This is a genomic window from Cytobacillus purgationiresistens (assembly GCF_030813235.1).
GTDB lineage: Bacteria > Bacillota > Bacilli > Bacillales > Cytobacillaceae > Cytobacillus > Cytobacillus purgationiresistens.
Window position 1 is genome coordinate 55,901 of record NZ_JAUSUB010000023.1, and the last position, 19,625, is coordinate 75,525.

General features: G+C 37.6%; 17 protein-coding genes. 4 read left to right on the forward strand and 13 right to left on the reverse strand.

Annotated elements, in window-relative coordinates; translation table 11 throughout:
* Positions 1-2: 2 nt before the first annotated feature.
* From J2S17_RS20935 to J2S17_RS20950, 4 genes are all read right to left on the reverse strand, one after another.
* The gene (locus J2S17_RS20935; RefSeq protein ID WP_307477770.1) at positions 3-1,361 is read right to left on the reverse strand and encodes a dihydrolipoamide acetyltransferase family protein; all 1,359 of its coding nucleotides are present in this window, start codon (positions 1,359-1,361) and stop codon (positions 3-5) included.
* Between the two features lie 71 nt (positions 1,362-1,432).
* Positions 1,433-2,410: an alpha-ketoacid dehydrogenase subunit beta gene (locus J2S17_RS20940; protein ID WP_307477771.1), complete on the reverse strand. Its 978-nt coding sequence runs from the start codon at positions 2,408-2,410 to the stop codon at positions 1,433-1,435.
* A gap of 3 nt (positions 2,411-2,413) precedes the next feature.
* On the reverse strand, positions 2,414-3,529 hold the full coding sequence (gene pdhA / locus J2S17_RS20945; protein WP_307477772.1) for a pyruvate dehydrogenase (acetyl-transferring) E1 component subunit alpha: 1,116 nt from the start codon (positions 3,527-3,529) through the stop codon (positions 2,414-2,416).
* 588 nt (positions 3,530-4,117) lie between these two features.
* Complete coding sequence (locus J2S17_RS20950) at positions 4,118-4,780, reverse strand: YkyA family protein (protein ID WP_307477773.1); 663 nt, start codon at positions 4,778-4,780, stop codon at positions 4,118-4,120.
* 318 nt (positions 4,781-5,098) lie between these two features.
* On the opposite strand from J2S17_RS20950, the gene J2S17_RS20955 reads away from it, so the two are divergent.
* Both J2S17_RS20955 and def read left to right on the forward strand, forming a co-directional pair.
* Entirely contained in the window at positions 5,099-5,239 is a 141-nt protein-coding gene (locus tag J2S17_RS20955; protein ID WP_307477775.1) for a YjcZ family sporulation protein, read from the forward strand.
* Positions 5,240-5,376: 137 nt separating this feature from the next.
* The gene (def, locus tag J2S17_RS20960; RefSeq protein ID WP_307477776.1) at positions 5,377-5,931 is read left to right on the forward strand and encodes a peptide deformylase; all 555 of its coding nucleotides are present in this window, start codon (positions 5,377-5,379) and stop codon (positions 5,929-5,931) included.
* A gap of 237 nt (positions 5,932-6,168) precedes the next feature.
* Here the strand turns inward: def and J2S17_RS20965 are convergent, their stop codons facing one another.
* Complete coding sequence (locus J2S17_RS20965; protein WP_307477778.1) at positions 6,169-6,936, reverse strand: Cof-type HAD-IIB family hydrolase; 768 nt, start codon at positions 6,934-6,936, stop codon at positions 6,169-6,171.
* 715 nt (positions 6,937-7,651) lie between these two features.
* Here J2S17_RS20965 and J2S17_RS20970 point away from each other — a divergent pair.
* On the forward strand, positions 7,652-7,864 hold the full coding sequence (locus J2S17_RS20970) for a DNA-dependent RNA polymerase subunit epsilon (RefSeq protein WP_307477780.1): 213 nt from the start codon (positions 7,652-7,654) through the stop codon (positions 7,862-7,864).
* Positions 7,865-7,867: 3 nt separating this feature from the next.
* On the forward strand, positions 7,868-9,535 hold the full coding sequence (rnjA, locus tag J2S17_RS20975; protein ID WP_307477782.1) for a ribonuclease J1: 1,668 nt from the start codon (positions 7,868-7,870) through the stop codon (positions 9,533-9,535).
* Positions 9,536-10,246: 711 nt separating this feature from the next.
* Here rnjA and J2S17_RS20980 read toward each other — a convergent pair.
* From J2S17_RS20980 to ccpC, 8 genes are all read right to left on the reverse strand, one after another.
* Positions 10,247-10,906 carry a potassium channel family protein gene (locus J2S17_RS20980; protein WP_307477784.1) on the reverse strand — a complete coding sequence of 220 codons (660 nt, stop codon included), beginning with the start codon at positions 10,904-10,906 and terminating at the stop codon, positions 10,247-10,249.
* A 140-nt stretch (positions 10,907-11,046) separates the two neighbouring features.
* Positions 11,047-12,867 (reverse strand): ABC transporter ATP-binding protein, encoded by a 1,821-nt coding sequence (locus J2S17_RS20985; RefSeq protein WP_307477785.1) that lies wholly within the window; start codon positions 12,865-12,867, stop codon positions 11,047-11,049.
* 11 nt (positions 12,868-12,878) lie between these two features.
* Positions 12,879-14,633, reverse strand: a complete 1,755-nt coding sequence (locus tag J2S17_RS20990) for an ABC transporter ATP-binding protein (RefSeq protein WP_307477787.1) — start codon at positions 14,631-14,633, stop codon at positions 12,879-12,881.
* A 560-nt stretch (positions 14,634-15,193) separates the two neighbouring features.
* Positions 15,194-15,649: a TlpA disulfide reductase family protein gene (locus J2S17_RS20995; protein ID WP_307477788.1), complete on the reverse strand. Its 456-nt coding sequence runs from the start codon at positions 15,647-15,649 to the stop codon at positions 15,194-15,196.
* Positions 15,650-15,816: 167 nt separating this feature from the next.
* Positions 15,817-16,359, reverse strand: coding sequence for a peroxiredoxin (locus J2S17_RS21000; RefSeq protein WP_307477789.1), 543 nt, complete (start codon positions 16,357-16,359; stop codon positions 15,817-15,819).
* A gap of 229 nt (positions 16,360-16,588) precedes the next feature.
* Positions 16,589-17,716 (reverse strand): N-acetyldiaminopimelate deacetylase, encoded by a 1,128-nt coding sequence (locus J2S17_RS21005; protein ID WP_307477791.1) that lies wholly within the window; start codon positions 17,714-17,716, stop codon positions 16,589-16,591.
* Between the two features lie 94 nt (positions 17,717-17,810).
* Positions 17,811-18,521: a 2,3,4,5-tetrahydropyridine-2,6-dicarboxylate N-acetyltransferase gene (dapD, locus tag J2S17_RS21010; RefSeq protein ID WP_307477792.1), complete on the reverse strand. Its 711-nt coding sequence runs from the start codon at positions 18,519-18,521 to the stop codon at positions 17,811-17,813.
* A gap of 79 nt (positions 18,522-18,600) precedes the next feature.
* Positions 18,601-19,488, reverse strand: coding sequence for a transcriptional regulator CcpC (gene ccpC / locus J2S17_RS21015; protein ID WP_307477793.1), 888 nt, complete (start codon positions 19,486-19,488; stop codon positions 18,601-18,603).
* Positions 19,489-19,625: the final 137 nt, after the last annotated feature.

The following is a 19,625-nucleotide window of genomic DNA, read 5'->3' on the forward strand; positions in this document are numbered from 1 at the left end:
TCTTACGCCTCCATTAGCAATAATTCTGGGTCGTTCAGTAAACGCTTGATGTGATTGAGAGCATTCTGAGCTGTTGCGCCATCAATCATTCTGTGGTCAAAGCTTAAAGATAATGCTAATACTGGTGCTGCGATTATTTCTCCATCTTTTACAATCGCTTTTTCAGCAATTCGTCCAATACCTAGAATGGCAACCTCAGGGTGGTTAATTACTGGAGTAAACCATTGACCGCCTGCGGAACCGATATTGGTTATCGTGCATGATGCACCCTTCATTTCATCAGAGCCAAGTTTACCGTCACGAGCTTTTGTTGCAAGTTCATTGATTTCATCCGATATTGCAAAAGTAGATTTTCTGTCAGCATCCTTAATTACCGGTACAAGCAACCCTTTATCAGTGTCAGCTGCAATGCCGATATTATAGTAGTGCTTGTGAACAATTTCTCCCGCTTCATCATCAAGTGATGTATTTAAAACCGGATATTCACGAAGTGCACTTGTAAGTGCCTTAACCACATAAGGAAGGAATGTAAGCTTAATTCCTTTTTCTGCTGCAATTTCTTTGAATTTCTTACGATGAGCAACTAATTTTGTTACATCCACTTCATCCATTAAAGTAACATGCGGTGCCGTCTGCTTAGAATGAACCATCGCTTTGGCAATCGCTTTACGGATACCACTCATTTTCTCACGAGTTTCCGGATATTGACCTTCTGGAATCTTTTGAGCAGCAGGTGCAGTTTCTTTTGCGTCACTTTGCTTAGAAGTTTCTTGATCTTGTTGTTGTGCAGAAGCCTCCACCGTTTCAGTGCCGCCATCAAGGAACAGATTAATATCATCTTTCTGGATGCGTCCGTTTTTCCCGCTTCCATTAACTTGACGGATATCTATGCCCTTGTCTCTCGCATACTTTCTGACCGAAGGCATAGCGATGATGCGTTGATTTGAATCTGTTTCCGGCTGAGAAATTACTTTTCCTTTTTTCTCATCATCCTGGACAGGCGCTTCATCTTTTTTCAGATCTTGTCCAGCTTCACCAGTCGCTTGCACTTGTGCTTCAGTTTTTTCTTCATTTTCTGGCTTTTCATCCTCATGATCGCCCTTGAATTTTAAATCTTCATAGCCAGGGGCATCAAAAGTAATGAGGACCTGTCCTACAGTTGCAACGGTCCCTTCATCGACAAGAATATCTTCTACCTTCCCTTTTACAGGAGAGGGAATCTCAACAACTGCTTTATCATTTTGAACTTCACAAAGTACATCATCTTCTTGAACTTCATCGCCAGCTTTTACAAACCACTTGACGATTTCACCTTCATGGATACCTTCACCGATATCAGGCAATCTAAATTGGAATGCCAATTGAATTCACCATCCTATTGTATCATAATAATGATGCAAAGTAGGGGGCCAAGCCCCCTTTTTCACATTATTTAAAAATTAAGCACTTTTTTCGCAGTTTCAATAATATCTTTATAGTTTGGAAGCCAAACTGTCTCAGCTTGAGGGAATGCAAACACAGTGTCTGGCGCGGTTACACGCAAGACCGGTGCTTCCAAGCTTAAGATTGCACGATCATTAATTTCCGCTACAACATTTGCAGCGATTCCTGCTTGTTTTTGCGCTTCTTGAACCACAATTGCACGGCTTGTCTTTTCAACGGAAGCAATGATTGTTTCGATATCGATCGGGCTGATTGTACGCAGGTCGATAACCTCAGCTGAGTGACCTTCTTTTTCAAGTTCCTCTGCAGCTTTTATTGATTCATGAACCATAGCGCCGTACGTAATGATTGTCACATCAGATCCTTCTCGCTTCACTTCAGCTTTACCAAGAGGAATTGTATATTCTTCTTCAGGTACTTCTTGACGGAATGAACGATATAATTTCATATGTTCTAAGTAAATAACTGGATCATTATCACGTATGCTTGAGATTAATAAACCTTTCGCGTCATAAGGAGTTGATGGTATAACTACCTTTAACCCAGGTTGCTGTGCCATTAAACCTTCTAAACTATCAGCGTGCATTTCCGGCGTATGAACCCCTCCGCCAAATGGTGAGCGAATAGTAACTGGTGCACTATATCGTCCACCTGAACGATAGCGCATGCGTGCCAGTTGGCCAGAAATAGAATCCATTACTTCATAAACGAAACCGAAAAATTGAATTTCTGGTACAGGGCGAAAACCTTGTAAACCTAGACCAACAGCCAATCCACCGATTCCTGATTCTGCCAAGGGTGTATCAAATACACGTTCTTCACCGAACTCTTTTTGTAGGCCTTCAGTAGCACGGAATACCCCGCCATTTACGCCCACATCTTCACCGAATACTAAAACATTCGGATCATTGCGCAATTCTGTACGCAGTGCATCAGTAATTGCTTGAATCATTGTCATTTGCGCCATGGCTTACTTCGACTCCTTTTCCTTATATATTTCATATTGTTCTTTCAAGTTGTAAGGCATTTCTTCATACATAATAGACATTAAATCAGTTACCTTTTGTTTCGGTGTATCATCTGCTTCTTTAATTGCCACTTTGATATCTTCTTTTGCTTTTTCTATTACTTCATTTTCCCTATCTTCATTCCATAATTTTTTATCTTCAAGGAATTTACGGAAACGAACTAAAGGATCTTTCTTTTCCCATTCATTATCCTGATCAGATGTACGGTAGCGAGTCGGGTCATCCCCAGCCATTGTATGCGGTCCGTAGCGGTAAGTAAGCGTTTCAATTAGTGTAGGACCTTCACCATTTAGCGCGCGTTCACGAGCTTCATTCACAGCAGCGTAGACAGCAAGTGGATCCATTCCATCTACTTGTACACCTGGAATACCAGCTGCAACTGCTTTTTGCGCAATTGTTTTGGCAGCCGATTGCTTTTCAACAGGAGTTGAAATAGCAAAGCGGTTATTTTGTACGATAAAGATCGCAGGAGCTTTGAATGCACCTGCAAAGTTAATTCCTTCATAGAAATCACCCTGAGACGCTCCACCGTCACCTGTATAAGTAACTGCGACAGCCTTTTCACCGCGCTTCTTCATCCCAAGCGCAACACCAGCTGTTTGAATATATTGAGCACCAATAATGATTTGTGGTGCAATGACATTTACGCCTTCAGGAATATTTCCTCCTTCATAATGACCGCGAGACCATAAGAAAGCTTGCGATAGAGGCAGGCCATGCCAAATGATTTGAGGCACATCACGATATCCCGGAAGAATAAAATCTTCTTTTTCTAGAGCAAATTGCGATGCGAGTTGTGAAGCTTCTTGTCCTGCTGTTGGCGCATAGAATCCTAGACGACCTTGTCTGTTTAAAGATATAGATCTCTGATCAAGAATTCTAGTGTATACCATACGGTGCATTAACTCTTGTAGCTGCTCATCACTTAAGTCAGGCATCGCTGATTCGTTAACAACTTTTCCCTCTTCGTTTAAAATTTGTAGCATTTGAAACTGTTCTTCAACTTTTTCGAGTTGTTTCTTAGCATCAATTTGAGCTTTCTTCGTTTTTGAAGCCATTTAAGTCACCCTTTCTTATTTTAAAAACGTCTTATAAAAAACGTGAGCAAAACGCATCTTGGGCTGTCCAAAACAGCGCTGCATTTAGAACGTAAATCAATTGTTCACATCCAGATGCTCCATCTGTCAGACTGACGTTGTTAAACAACATACTTTTGATTAGTTTTCCACAATTTTCACCAAAAAAAACGTCTTTATTTATTCTACCCTATTTTTAAATTTCTGTACCAGTTATTTTTTTCATAACAATAGTACACTTACCTCATTCCAATTCATTTTAAACGAAAGATAACGCTTTCGTCAACCTCTGCATTACTTGTTTAATGTCTTTATGACAAAATAAAGCGAATAATAAAAAATAAAGTTCTGTATTAATAAAACCAACAAACTGTACTATAAAAAACGAAAGTTTCCACCTCTGTTATAATAAAGATAATTTTCTCAAAATAGCTTTAAAACCTCACTAAACCGCTGCATCGTTTAGTTGACCATTCTCTCTTGTCGTTTTTTCTGATCAACTTCAGCAATGGCTACCTATAGTAAAAGTATTGGCCTTAAAATGCAAAAAATCAGCTTTTCAGCTGATTTTCACTCTTTATTTTCTTTCACTTCTAAGCCTGCATCTTTATAAAAGCTCAATTTCACTTCATTATATTTTTCAGTTTTTTCATTAAATTGTTCGTTGTCTTTCAGCACTTTTTCATATGAATCATTTATCTTTGATATTTGATTTTCCAGCTCTTCAATCGTCACATCTTCTTGCTTAAATAATTCGTAAAGCTCTCGATCATATTCGATAGCTGCAATATAATTTCCGTATAACTCATCATGAATATCATACCTATCCATCATGATGTCATAAAGCTCATTTGCCGTTCCTTTTAAGGAAGCAGCATCAATTTCTTCGATGATTTCTTTCGTCTTATCAAATTCAGCTTTGGATTGTTCAATGCTTTCATTCTCTTTATCCATATGATTTTTTCTCTGGTCAACTATATCTAATGCTTCATCAGATAACTTAGTAATCTCTTCAAACTCCTTCATACTTAAGGATATGATTTGATCATATAATTTTTTTTCTTGCTGCTCAAGCTCAACTAGCGGATTTTGCTGTTCCTTAAACACCTTTTCTGCAGACACGACCTTCTCCAACGCCTCAAACATTTTTTCCTCTGGGCTTTGATTATTTAAACAGCCAGAAAGCAGCAGACTTCCTATTAAAAGCAGTATCACAAGCGATTTTCTTTTCATAAACACAATGATATCCCCCTCACAATTCCACCCACACGGTTCTCTTGGGTTGAATGACACTTATATTCTGTCTAAATATAGAATATTTTCTCATTTTTTGTCGCATATCACTTCTACTATATCGATACTTTCTTCGTTTGACAATTAATTGAGTAAGAAGTATCCATGCTTGTCCTTTTTTATTCAGTATATTCCATTGTAATTTCATTTATGTCTTAGGCAGAGGCCTACACCATTGAATTTACTTCCTCATAGGCTATAGTAATCGTCAAATAAAAAAAGACGAGGATTCAATCATTTATAGGGAGGTTAACCTTTATGTATGGTTATGGCGGATATGGCGGTTATGGCGGTTACGGCGGATGTGGTTGTGGAGGCGGAGCTGGCAGAGGCTTTGCATTAATTATAGTACTATTCATTCTTCTAATCATTGTAGGTTGTTCTTGCTGGAGTTTCTAAAAATCAACAGGGTGCATCCTCATCTGCACCCTTCCTCTATAAAAGAAAAATACATGTCCATTTGAGATATTAACATTTTATTATTTGTCTGTTAGACTTAATTCATGTATACATATAATGCTACAGGAGTGATTAGAATGATTACTATGAATGATATCATTCGTGATGGCCACCCCGTATTAAGGGAAGTTGCCCAAGAGGTACATCTGCCTGCTTGTAAAGAGGATAAAGAAATATTAATTAGTTTGATGCAATATGTTAAAAACAGTCAGAATCCAGAAATTGCAGCTGAATATGGTTTGCGCGGCGGCATTGGTCTTGCAGCTCCACAAATAAATGTTTCAAAACGGATGATTGCCGTACATGTGACAGATGAAAAAGGAGACTTATATAGCCATGCATTATATAACCCCAAAATCATTAGCCACTCAGTGGAAAAATCCTATTTAACCTCCGGAGAAGGCTGTTTATCCGTTGATGAAGCGATAGAGGGATTTGTTCCAAGATATGCACGCATCACAGTCAAAGGATATGATATTGATCACACTGAAATTAAACTAAGACTCAAAGGGTTACCAGCAATCGTTTTCCAACACGAAATCGATCATCTAAACGGTGTGATGTTTTATGATCACATTAACCATGAGTCTCCATATGATCCAATTGAAAATGCTATTGCAATTGATAGATAATATGCATTATGAAAGATAAGTTGAAATTATCGTTAATGCATTTCATTAATTGAATCAAAACAGAGAATTAAATTGACTCGTTAAATGCTTGATACAGAAGTAAAAGTATGAAAAAAACCTACCCCCTTCAAATTTTTGGAGGGGGTTTCAATTGAAGTAATAGGGTAATTCTAGACGCTTTTAATTAAAGATATCTCAAACAATGTCCGTTCTTCTTTTAAGCTCAATACAAACATATTATATAAGCGTCAACTGTTTAAGACCTTTCCAGATTCCATCCTCATCCACATGGTCTGTAATCATATCTGCAGCTGCTTTTACCACTTCAGAGGCATTGCCCATTGCAACACCTGTTCCACATGATTTGAGCATTTCTATATCATTCAAACCATCTCCAAAGGCATATACATCTTGAAAATCCAGCCCCAGTCTTACAATCAATTGTTTAATTCCTTCCGCTTTTGAACCGCCTGCAGGCAAAACATCAGTTGAGTATTGATGCCACCGAATGAAGTGAAAGTCGTCATAACTTTTCAGGTAAACATCTTCTTGATGGCCTTCACAAAATACTAATGCTTGGAAGATATCCCTTCCTATATAAAAACTTGCATTTTCATCTGGATGCGGGAATCCCAAGCTTTTTAAGCTTTCTTCAATATATTCATGATGGTCCACAGAGGATTTCATTGTTTTTTCGTTCAAAAAAACTAAGGGATGCTGATTTTCATGAGCGTGCATCATTAAACTTTCAAGCTTTTCAGCTTTGAGAGGATTTTTATAAATGACTTCATTCTCAAATACGACATATTGTCCATTAAAACTGACATATGAATCAATCCCCAGCTCTTCTCTAATGTGTTCGAACATAAATGGAGCTCTTCCTGTTGCAATAGCTACATATACACCATTCTCTTGCAGGTTTTTTATTGCTGCTTTTGTTAAGTCAGGTATTTCATTATCCTGATTTAACAATGTCCCATCTATATCAAAAAAGACAATTTTCATCAAAAACACCTCAATCTCTCACTAATTATTCATCTTGAGTAGCAACAACTATTCCATTTTATATGAAAAAGCAAGTTGACTCTCTTCACTCCTGGCAGTTATATTCTCTTAAAGAGAGATTAAAATGTCAACGAATCCCTCTAATATTCGATTTTTTATCTTAAGGCTGTATCATAAAACAAGTGTAGAAAAAGCCGTATTATAACAATTTTTTCTAAAACACAGCTTTGGGAGCTTTACAATGGACAACTATCGTTTACAATAGAAGATAAGGAATTGACGATAATGTTAAAGAAGTGAATGAAAAATCCTTTTGTAACAGTGGATGAAATGCTGTTAAAAGAAAGCTTGCCAAGTGACAAGCCTAGTGATAACGATACATTAATACTTGATTTCAAAATTGGCGACTAACTTCGATTTGTTGCTAATTTATATATCGTAAAGTGAAAAAACGATTGCTTAAATGAACTTTGAGCCCTTCAAACTTGCGAAGGGCTCCTTCATTATTGTAAATTTATATACAATACACTATTTTTACATATACTAAAATAAACGCAGATGCCATCATTACCAATATGATGATGAATTACATGAGTGAGTAATGGTCTTAGAGCATTTTGCTGCCTACATTATTAATGAGATAAGAAAATACATGTCAAACATGTTATTATTTTATATATTAGAAAAAAGATTTCGGATTAAGGAGAGATTAAACATGATATTTAAAGTTTACTATCAAGAGTCAGCAAAGGAAGTTCCCGTTCGCGAAAAAACAAAAACCGTATTTATTGAAGGGAAAACCGAAAGAGAAGTTCGCACCAAGTTAAAAACGCGTCCATTTAACATTGAGTTCGTCACAGCAGTGGATGGAGAATTCTTAGAGTATGAAAAGCAAAATGAAGATTATAAAGTATTGGAGATTGAATAATTTATGAAATTTGTAAAAAATGACCAAACCGCTGTGTTCGCTCTTGGCGGTCTTGGAGAAATTGGTAAAAACACTTATGCAGTGCAATTTCAGGATGAAATTATATTAATTGATGCGGGAATTAAATTTCCTGAAGATGAGCTGCTTGGAATTGATTATGTTATCCCTGATTATACTTACTTAGTTAAAAACGAAGATAAGATTAAAGGACTCTTCATTACGCACGGACATGAAGATCATATCGGCGGAATTCCTTACTTATTGAAATCAGTCAACATTCCGATTTATGGCGGAAAGCTCGCTCTTGGCCTGCTTCGAAACAAATTGGAAGAGCACGGATTATTAAGAACAACAAAAATGCATGAAATAAAAGAAGATGACGTGATCAAGTTTAGAAAAACATCTGTCACTTTCTTTAGAACAACACATAGTATTCCAGATTCTTATGGGATTGTTGTGAAAACACCTCCTGGTCAAATTGTTCACACAGGAGATTTCAAATTCGATTTCACACCTGTCGGCGAGCCTGCAAACTTAACAAAAATGGCTGAGATTGGAAAAGAAGGCGTGCTATGTCTATTATCTGACAGTACAAATAGTGAGATTCCAGAATTCACAATGTCCGAGCGCCGCGTTGGCGACAGTATTCATGATGTCTTCCGCAAAGTAGACGGACGTATCATTTTCGCTACATTCGCTTCCAATATCCATCGTTTACAACAAGTGACGGAAGCTGCCGTCACTTATGGCAGAAAAGTAGCAGTGTTCGGTAGAAGTATGGAAGCAGCAATCAATATCGGACTAGAACTTGGCTATATTACAGCGCCTAAAGATACGTTTATTGACGCACAGCAAATTAATCGTTTACCTGCAAACCAAGTAACGATTCTTTGTACAGGCAGCCAAGGGGAACCAATGGCAGCATTATCACGCATAGCTAATGGTACTCATCGACAAATACAAATCATCCCTGGAGATACGGTTGTCTTCTCATCATCACCGATTCCAGGTAATACAATTAGCGTAAGCAGAACAATTGATCGTCTATCACGTGCTGGAGCAGATGTCATTTATGGTAAATTAAATGATATTCATACTTCAGGTCATGGCGGCCAAGAAGAGCAGAAATTAATGCTGCGACTAATCAAGCCGAAATTCTTCATGCCAATTCACGGTGAGTACAGAATGCAAAAAATGCATTCACAACTAGCTGTCGATTGTGGTGTTGATAAAGAAAACTGCTTCATTATGGACAATGGTGATGTATTGGCATTAAGTGACCAAACAGCTCAAGTAGCAGGTAAGATACCTTCTGGTTCTGTATATATTGATGGCAGCGGTATTGGTGACATAGGCAACATCGTATTAAGAGATCGCCGTATCCTTTCCGAAGAAGGCCTTGTGGTAGTTGTTGTAAGCATCAACATGAAGGACTTTAAGATCTCTGCAGGTCCAGACCTCATCTCAAGAGGATTTGTATACATGAGAGAATCAGGAGACTTAATTAACGATGCTCAATCTCTTATCTCTAAACATCTAAACAAAGTAATGGAACGCAAGACCACACAATGGTCAGAGATCAAAAATGAAATCACTGATACACTTGCTCCTTTCCTTTACGAAAAAACAAAGCGTCGCCCAATGATCCTTCCGATTATTATGGAAGTTTAAAAAAAAGCAATATGCATAATATAGAAAGACCCAGGGGTGTTGCACCTCTGGGTCTTTCTGCTTTAGATTTAATCTTGTAGCTTGCGTTTCTAAAGGTAATAGAAATCTGCTGCGATTTTTTGTTTTTTCAGCCTTTCATGACCTACTTTGTAGTTAATCTGAGATGGACCTCTTTTGATTCTTTTATTTGATGACTATCTAATGGGATTGGGCACCAAACTCTTCGGCGGTGTCCCTTTTTGCTGACTATCTAATCAGCTTTGGCACCTACCTCTTGGTTTGATTCCCTTTTTCATGTCCATCTAACCGGTTTCGCACCTAACTTTTGGGTTGATCCCTTTTTGATGTCCTTCTACTCTTCGATGCCTTCCCTTTTTGATGTCCATCTAATCGATCTTGGCACTTAACTCTTCGATGGAGTCCCTTTTTGATGAGCATCTAATTGATCCGGGCACCTAACTCTTCGGTGGAGCCCCTTTTCGATGGGAGCATCTAATCGATTTGGGCACTTAATTTTTATTGTTGGGTTCCCCATTGCTTAATCTAATCAATCTCGGCACAATTTCTTGCTTAATGTATTGTTAAATTTTTCACCATAACCTCCCCTCCTTAAATCAACAAAAAAGAAAATACCACAGCCTTTAATGACCATGGTATGGGGAAAACTATCATTATGAACAATGACGTTGTTTAAATCAGCTTCATTATTGTTTATGCCAGCATTTTTTTCTCAAATCTATTGATATCATTATCTGCCCCAATGACAATTAATACATCATTATACTTTATTGCTTCGTTTGCCTGTGGAGAAACGATAATTTCATCCCGCCTTTTTATCGCTACAATATTAATTCCATATTTTGCGCGGACATCGAGATCAATAATGGAGTGACCCCCCAGCCTTTCATTTGCAACAATTTCAACGATGCTATGCTCGTCTGAGAGCTCTAAATAATCGAGCACATTATTGGAAACAAGCTTATGGGCTATTCTTCTTCCCATATCTCTTTCAGGGTGTACGACAACATCAGCGCCGATTTTTTTCAATACTTTTTCATGATAATCATTTTGTGCCTTCACTGTGACTTTGTTTACCCCCAGCTCCTTTAATATAAGAGTGGTGAGAATACTTGCTTGTATATTGTCACCAATTGCTACTATGACATGATCAAAGTTGCGAATGCCAAGACTTTTGACTACAGATTCATCCGTTGTATCACCAACTACTGCATGTGATGCAATGAGTGCGAATTCATTCACACGAATTTCGTCAGTATCAATTGCCATTACTTCCATTCCTTGTTCAGCCAGCTCTCTGCATATGCTGCCGCCAAATCGGCCAAGTCCAATGACTGCGAACTCCTTCTTCATCCTGTTCCCTCCGGTGTTGATTGATTGTTGTTGAACCTATTCTACCACAGCATGCTGAACCAGCAAATAATATTTATAAGACCACTTTTTCAAAACAAAAAAAGCCATTCTATTCTTCGGAATGAATGGCATAATAAAACCTAAACAACATCAAGCATATTAAATTGAGCCTTCACTAAATGATAATATTCCCCTTTATTATTCATTAACTCATCATGATTTCCTTGCTCTTTAATTTGACCATGATCTAGGACAAAGATATGATCGGCATCTCGAATTGTCGACAAACGATGAGCAATAATAATGGATGTGCGCCCCTTTAACAGTGTTTTTAACGCTGTTTGAATCTTCATTTCTGTTTCTGTATCAATACTGGCTGTCGCTTCATCTAATATTAATATTTTTGGATTTGCTAGCAGCGCTCTTGCAAACGAAACCAACTGTCTTTCACCTACTGAAAGTATATTCCCTCTTTCTTCTACTTCAGTGTCATAGCCATTGGGTAAATTTTCAATAAAGGCATGCGCTCCTACAGCTTTAGCCGAAGCTTTCACTTCTTCCATTGTAGCAGCGGGATTCCCAAATCTGATATTATCGCTGATCGTTCCTGAAAAAATAAAAGTATCTTGCAAAACAATGCTGATTTGCTTACGAAGGCTTGCTAATGTAACGTTTTTTAAATCCTGTCCATCAATCTTTACAGATCCTCCTGTTGGATCATAGAAACGACTGATGAGATTAGCAATTGTCGTCTTTCCTGACCCAGTATGACCAACTAGAGCAATCGTTTCGCCAGCCTTCATTGCAAGATTTATACCATTTAAAGCTGTTCTCTTTCCGTTATAGGAGAATTGAACATCTTCGAATTCGATATGCCCCTGGATATCTTCTAAAGCTATAGCCTGCTTTCTCTCTGAAACAATCGGCTTTTCATCTAGATACTCAAATATTCTCTCAGAAGAGGCCATTCCTATTAACAACTGATTATAGACCATTCCTAGACGGGAAATTGGCTCCCAAAACATCCCTAAGTAAAAAGCGAAAGATACAAATACACCAATCGATATGGTGTCAGTTTGAATCAAGTGAGCACCGTACCAAATTAATACGGCAGTCCCCACTGCGTTTGTCATTTCCACGATTGGCCTAAACATCGCATTCTTCTGTGAGGCAACACGCCAGCTTTCAAAAGTTTCAGTATTCACTCCATCAAAGTATTGCATATTTTCTTTTTCTTGATGAAATGATTGTGTAATGCGTATCCCTTGAATACTTTCATTTAAATGAGAATTGAGTTTAGACTGCTTCAGTCTAACCGTTTGCCATGACCGTCGTATATTTCTTCTTAAAGAGGTTGAGATAAAGAACATAATTGGTAAAAGAATCATGATTGCTAATGTCAGTTCTGGTGACATGATGAATAAAATAACGAATATTCCGATAAGAAGGATGATATCCATCAGTAAATTAATGACACCATTCGTGAACAATTCTTGCAAAGAATTAATATCATTCATTATCCTTACAAGAATTGAGCCAGCTGAACGCTGATCAAAAAATTTATGTGATAAGGTTTGTACATGAGTAAATAAATGCTTTCTAATATCATAAATAACACTTTGTCCTAACGTATTCATCCACTTGATTCGAAAATAGTTGGCAATATATGAGCATACATAAAGTGCAGCAATCACTCCTACTAATAAGGCGAGCAGATTTCCATCCTTATCCACTAATGCTTTATCAAGCGTATATACCCCAATTAGCATTGGAATGATTAATCTAATTCCCGTATTTATTAATACCATGATTATAGATAGTGGAAGTAAGTCCTTACCGTATGGCTTCATATAACTAAATAATCGCAGCATCTGCTTCCAATTAAATGGCTTTTCTATTATTTCATCTGTTGAATATTGAAATCGATTGTTAACGATTTGCTGTTTAACCTTTTTCGCCACACTCTCACCCCCTAACCTGTATAAGTTTCCAACACCTTATCCCTATCCTGAAACTGTATTTCGTAAATGCGCTGATATGGGCCATTGTTTTGCACCAACTGTTCATGGCTTCCTCTTTCAGCAATATAGCCATTTTCTATTACAAGGATTTCGTCTGCATATTTCAAGGATGAGATTCGATGTGCAATGATAAAGGTTGTACGCCCCTTCATCACTTCCTTTAGCGCCCGCTGAATTTGAAATTCAGTTTCCATATCCACCGCACTCGTTGCATCATCCAATATCAAAATACTAGGATTAATACATATCGCTCGTGCAATCGCAATCCTCTGTTTTTGACCGCCTGATAGTCCCATGCCTCTTTCACCCAGCATCGTGTCATAACCCTCAGGCAACTCCATGATGAATTCATGCGCTTGAGCCCTTTTTGCAGCATCAATAATGTCATCCATCTCAGCGTTTGGTCTTCCAAAGGAGATATTTGCCTTAATAGAAGAAGAGAATAAAAAGGATTCTTGAAGAACAAAGCCAATATTGCTTCTTAAGGTTTTCAGGGAATAATCACGAACATTCTGATCATCAATAAAAACCTCTCCGCTAGTTGGTTCATAAAATCTTGATAACAGTTGTGTAAGACTTGTTTTTCCAGCACCAGTCGGTCCAATTAAGCCAATCACATTCCCCTTCTTTGCTTCGAATGAAATATTATATAATGCATCTTGATCATCTTTAGAATACTTTAAATCCACTTGCCTAAAAGAAACCTTTCCTTGAAGCCGTGAAGCTTCTATCGGTTTATCTTTATCCATAATCTCATTATCCGCCTCCAATATTTCCAGCAGTCTTTCTCCAGAAGCCTTTGATTGCGAAAACAAATTAATCGTAAATCCAAGATTCATGATTGGCCACATTATGTATCCTAGCAAACTATAAAAAGCGACAAGTTCACCCAGCTTCAGTTGATCATTAATGACAAGATACCCTCCATAAGCTAATAAAAATACAATACTTAAATTCCCGATAAACTCCATTAACGGAAAATACTTAGCCCAGATTTTTGAAGTGAACAAATATTTATTTTTATAGTCGCCATTTGAATCATTAAATTTATTAACCTCAAATTCTTCTCTAGAGAGAGATTTCACAGTATGAATCCCACTGATATTTTCCTGGACTTTAGTATTAAGTTTTCCAAAGGATTTTCTTATGTTACGAAAAGCCGGATGAACTGCCTTATCAAATTTAAAGGTAGCGACAGCTAAAAAAGGCAAAGAAATTAAAGTGACTATTGTTAATGGAATCGAATAATACATCATAACTGTAAAGCTAATAATAATGAGAAGGAAAAACCGGATCAACTCTGAAAACCCAAATGAAAGGAAGAAGCGGAATCCTTCAACATCAGCAGTTAGACGCGACATTAAGTCGCCGGTTTTCGCATTATCATAGTATCGAAAGGGTAAAAATTGCAGCTTTTCATATAATGTATTTCTTAATTTATATACTGATGAGATACCAAATAGATCTCCAGTATACTGATGGACATAGGTTGCCAACCCTTTGATTAGCATGATCCCAATAAAGCCCAGTGACAAGTACGGTATCCAATTGTACTGACTCTTTAACACAACCTCATCTATCGTTATTTGCAGGAAAATCGGATAAACAACCGTAATAGCTGTAACAATAATTAAAAATCCGATCGACCAGAGAAAATAACTTTTATAAGGCCAATAATACTCTTTTAACTTCTTAAAAGTATCCAAAAAATCATCCCCCTTGTATTCGTTAAAATCTTCAAAAAATTCAGGATGCAATATTAAATATAACGGCTGGCGAAATAAATATCCAGCCTTTTTTAAAGTTTTTTACTATTTCTTCATATTTTTCAATATGGATGCTTTTGAGGTTCTCATTTGTGAAGTGTTTAATTTTGATGTTATATTACTTGGATTAAATAATCGCATTTCCTTTACTTTAAATGAGTAAATCGAGGTATGTTTCCACTTAAACCTCTTGTTCGCTATTCTGCTTAACATTCACAAAATGGAAAAACAAGGTTTTTTCCATAGGCTGTTTTCATATACTTTGTTGCTTTTCGCAGGTAGTGGTTGATTTCCTCTCCAGATGCTCGCTTTCCGCGGGCGGGCGGTGAGTCTCCTCGTCGCTATGCTCCCGCAGGAGTCTCGCACACCCGTTCCAATTAACTTTTTTTCACAATGGTTTGACTTATCAAAACCGATGAAAACAACAATCTTTTAGAAAAGAACCTTTCCATAAAAAAAGGTGACCAAATTTTTCTTTGGTACACCTCTTAAGAAAAGCATTATTCAGCTTTATTCATTTCGTCCAGCACTCTGTTTACACGCTTTGCAAGCATCTTCATACCGCTTCCACCAGCTTGGAAATGACGTAGAACACCGTCTTTATCGAAAACATAGTAGGCAGGTACGTACTGGTTTTCAAATGCTTCATTTAGTTTATGCTCGCTATCAACATAAATCGGCTGAGTAATATCATGCTCTGCAGCCACCGCTTTGATTTGATCTAAATCCAAGTCATCTTCTGAACGAGGCATATGAACTGCGATTACATTTAATTGATCTTTATAATCGTCTCTAAACTCATTTACCTGAGGCATAGCTTCTTTACAAAGATGACAGCTTACTGACCAAAAATGAATTAAGGTTGGCTTTTCGCCAATAAGTTGTTCTTTTGTTACTTCTCCATTTAGCCATTCTGTTGCTCCAGTAAGTTCTGGCATAGGTGCACGTAATTTCATGTTCATTCCCCTTCCAATTTAAACATTTAATTGACAGAAAAGACCTAACATCAGTTAGGCCTTTTCTAAAAGTTCACTCCATAAGCCAAGCCTGTCCATTTGAAATGGACATACTCGGTTTTATTCTTATATTACCCCAGTGCCTTGGGATTATAAGATTTCATCTCTTATAGCGTTTTTTGACCTGGCTTCCAGTTTGCTGGGCAAAGTCCACCAGTTTGAAGTGCTTGAAGAACACGTAATGTTTCATCAACGTCACGGCCGATATTGTTATGGTTAACTACTGAGTACATTAATTCGCCTTCTGGGCTGATGATGTAAAGTCCGCGAAGTGCTACACCTTCTTCTTCGATAAGAACGCCATAGTCACGTGCTACTACATGATTAGTATCTGCCGCTAACGGGTATTTTAAATCTCCAAGACCGTTTTCTTTACGATCTGTATTGATCCAAGCTAAGTGAGTGTGGATTGTATCTGTAGATACACCGATTACTTCTGCATCAAGATCTTCGAATTCGTCATAACGATCTGACATTGCTGTAATTTCAGTTGGGCATACGAAAGTGAAATCCATTGGATAGAAGAAAAGTACTGTCCACTTGTCGTTTTTCATGTTTTCTTCTAAGCTTACTTTACCAAATTCTTTGTTTACCATTACAGCATCCATTTCAAATCTTGGTGCTTGTTTACCTACCATACGTTCTGCCATTGTAAAAATCCCTCCACATGTGTATTAAACGAGAAGTATATCTGGATATTCTCATTTGTAACTTATTCATCGATAATAATTATAACGTTTTACCAAGAATTAGTCAAGTTAATTTATAATCAATTTAAATAAGTAGTTATTCTAATTAATTCCTTTTTCTACCTTCAAATTAAAGTTTAACAAAAAATAACCGAGAATTAAAATGATTGAACATCAGTGAACCTTTATTTCATTTCCCTTTATATTGTAAATAGTCGGTAATTAATGAAATCGCTGATTCAATTGCACCCTCTTTTGGTGTTAGCTTGGCATGATGAAGACCATAATCTGAATCCACGCCCAACCAAAACATAAAACCAGGAATTTCTTTTAACATATAACCAAAATCTTCACCAGTCATTGCCTCTTTACACTCAATCACTTCAACCGATGATTTGGCACGAGTAAATTCCATAAATTCTTCAGTTAAGGTTTTATCATTATAAACTTGGTGATACATACATCCATAGTCAATCTCAGCTTCACATTCATAAGCTATTTCCAATCCTTGAACAATTGCTTCAATCCTGCTTTTTACTTTTTTCATTGATTCTGGAGAAAGGGTTCTAATTGTCCCTTCCAGCCTCGCTTTTTCAGCGATTATATTTTGGACTGTCCCTCCTGTGATCTTACCAATGGTAATAACCGCACTATCAAGCGGATCAACATTTCGGGAAATGACTGATTGTAGCTGACCAACCAATGATGAGGCGGCTACAACCATATCATTGGTTTTATGAGGATATGCTGCATGGCCTCCCTTACCTTTCAGGTCAATAAAGAGTTCAGAAGTATTTGCGAATAATAAACCTTCTTTTACAGCGATAGTACCAACTGGATATTCGGGTGCAATATGCAGTGCGATGATTATATCAGGTTTCCATTGAGTCATTACTTCAGTTTGTAGCATTGGTTCTGCTCCACCTGGTCCCTCTTCAGCAGGCTGAAAAATAAACAACAAATCATCGTTTATCGGCTGTTCCACAAAATAAGTCAACACTCCGAGTGCAATCGCCATATGGAGATCATGACCACATGCATGCATGCTTTCCTTATGTTCAGAAGAGAATGGCAACTCAGTTTCTTCAGTTATTGGAAGTCCATCCATATCTGTACGGTAGCCAATCATTTTCGTAGGGTTATTACCTTTAATTTTGACAAAAATCCCTGTTTTCCAAGTTTTTATCTCTAATCGCTCTTGTGAAAGCGAGCTTAAATAATCCAAAAGGTATTGTTGTGTCTTAAATTCCTTGAAACCGAGTTCTGGAATTTGATGAAGATCTCTGCGAATACTGATAAATTGGTTGACAGATGACATAATGACTATTTCCCCCCAATAAGAATAAGAAGCGCGGATTCATGCATCCACGCTTCCTTTCTTTAATTAAGTTAGAACGGCCGCACATACCTTCTTAAAGCTGGCGAAGTTCCTGCTTAATCTCAGTTTTTGATTTTGTTTTTTCATCAATTTCTTTGATTACTTTAGCTGGTGTACCTGCTACAACAGTGTATGGAGGAACATCTTCGATTACAATAGCACCCGCAGCCACGACTGCACCTTTACCAACTGTTACACCTTCTAATACGACTGCATTCGCGCCGATTACAACATCATCTTCCACAACGACAGGCTTAGCAGAAGGTGGCTCGATCACTCCTGCTAATACCGAACCAGCACCAATGTGACAGTTTTTACCAACTGTGGCACGTCCACCTAAAACAACGTTCATATCAATCATTGTGCCTTCTCCTATAACGGAGCCAATATTAATAGAAGCGCCCATCATAATAACAGCATTATCACCAATTTCAACTTGGTCCCGGATAATAGCACCTGGCTCAATTCGTGCTTTAATATTCTTCATATCAAGAAGAGGAATCGCAGAATTTCTTCTGTCATTCTCAACTACATAATCTTCAATCTTGTCTTTATTCGTTTCAATGGCATTGCTGATTTCTGCCCATTCACCAAATACCACCCCACTATTTTCATTTAAAAAAGTTTGTGCTGAAGCTCCAAAATCAATATTAGACACATCACCCTTTATATAAACCTTAACTGGTGTTGATTTTTCGCTATTTTGAATAAAAGAGATAATTTCATTTGCATCCATCATTTTCATGTGTTTTCCTCCTATACGATAAGTTTTTATGTATAACTAGCATTAATTTAACAAACAAAAGCATTGAAGACAAGTAATTTCATTTTTGCCTTTCTTCTTCAATGTGTTCCTTTATTAGTTCAACAAAAGCTTGTACTTGCTTCAATTGAAATGCAGACTCATATCCTAACAGCCATGTATCTCTTTTTATAGGAAGGTCATCTTCATCTAGAAGGGGAATCTTGAAGATATTTTCCTCCATTCCATTTAATGTAATAGCAGGCAAAATTGCATAACCAATGCCGTTGAATGTCATTTGCTTACATGTTTCAATTTGATCAACAACTATTGTTCTTTTCGGAGGTGTTTTAAATTTTCTAAGCCACCAATCTTGGATCTCCTGATAATAATTAGAATCACTCTTAAATTGAATAAACGGACGGTCAGTTTCTAGAATCTGTTCCGGTTTTTCAATCTCAGTGTCAACTAGATATAAGCTATCCTTGAAAAGAGGCACCTTTACCCCTTTCCAATCCGGCGTTCCGCGAATAATACCGATATGTACTTGATCATCATAGAGTGACTTTAATATTTCACTACTCCATCCTGTTATAAGGGAAATTTTAGCTTGGGGATACCTTGTAACAAACTTTTTTAAAACCTGGGGAAGCCAATTTTGTCCTACAATTGAGGCAACAGCAATTTTTAATGTGCCATATACCTCCGAGTCCAAGGCTTGTATCGACTCTTTCACCTTTTCTTCACCAGTGATCACTTCGTTTACAAATTGGATAACAATTTCACCGGCAGGAGTTAATGATAGCCCCTTTTGTGATCGGACAAAAAGCTTGCATCCCCAATCTTTCTCAATATTTTGCAGCCGCTGTGACAGAGCAGGCTGTGACACAAACAACCTCTCTGCTGCTTTCCTCATATTCATTTCCTGCGCAAGCACAGAAAGCAAATGAAATTCTGACAACGAAGCCATACACCCACTCCTTTACTCAAATGTGGAGGTGGCTTGCCCAGAGGCGACAAGCTTTAGACGGGATAACCAGAAAGGCGGTCTTTGCCTTTTTGGGTATCACGACTTAAGACCTCGAGCCCCTAGCCACCGCAACTGGA